Here is an 828-nt window from a genome sequence, read left to right on the forward strand (position 1 = left end):
CGCGCATATTTCTGATTTGCAATCGCGCACTTTTCTGAATGTGTTAGTTTTAACAAAGTTGATAACTAGTTGCCAGTATTATTAAAAATATATGTTGTTAATTTTTTCAGAAAGATAAAAGTGCGCAACTTGCGCATTTTCTTGAATATGGGGGAAAACTTATAGTTCAGAAGCTAAAAATAAGGATTTTAAAAAACATCAACGACCGTTCCTCGCTCATTTCTGTCGGATACATAATTTAATTCAGAGAGTTACTTCCGCTAAGTGCCATTAGCAGACCTTCAGACTCTTACTTTTTAAGGCTGCTCAGAGCCTATTGCAGACAAAAGTGCTAAATCCAATTTGAACCATATTTAATTCAAAGACCATTATTCATACTCAATTCTCCTATAGTAAAGAAAACTTCCCATTGCTCGTTTTTATCCAAAAATTTATTCTGGTTATATCAATAAATTTATTAATAGTAAGATGTTAAGATGTTTCTTAGAAATACTGGTAAAAGAAACAACCCTTATCCAGTAGAAAAACGACCCATCGGGTCGATATTAAATTGTTATGTATTTTATAAGGAATCATATTGAAATTTAGCATCATATTAATACTATTGTTGGTTACTGGCTGTGCTAGTTTACCTACTTATGTTGAACCAAAAACCGATGCGCCTTCGGCTGGATTTAAAGTTAAACATGATTTTGACGCTCCTTTCTTAGGCTACTCCACTTTTGTTAATGTTCATACAGAAGAACAAACTTGCGGCAAATCATTTGGTTCTGAAAGTGGTGCAAAATTAGTTGTACTGGATGACAGTAATACCAATCAGATTATTTA

The 828-nt window shown here is 33.0% G+C and carries 1 protein-coding gene; it reads left to right on the plus strand.

All coding sequences use genetic code 11. From position 1 onward, the window contains the following. Positions 1 to 577: 577 nt before the first annotated feature. Positions 578 to 828 (plus strand): hypothetical protein (locus CJF42_RS25995; RefSeq protein WP_141235701.1); only part of this gene is annotated, 251 nt, incomplete at its 3' end.

Origin of the sequence: Pseudoalteromonas sp. NBT06-2 (assembly GCF_002276045.1) — a bacterium.
GTDB lineage: Bacteria > Pseudomonadota > Gammaproteobacteria > Enterobacterales > Alteromonadaceae > Pseudoalteromonas.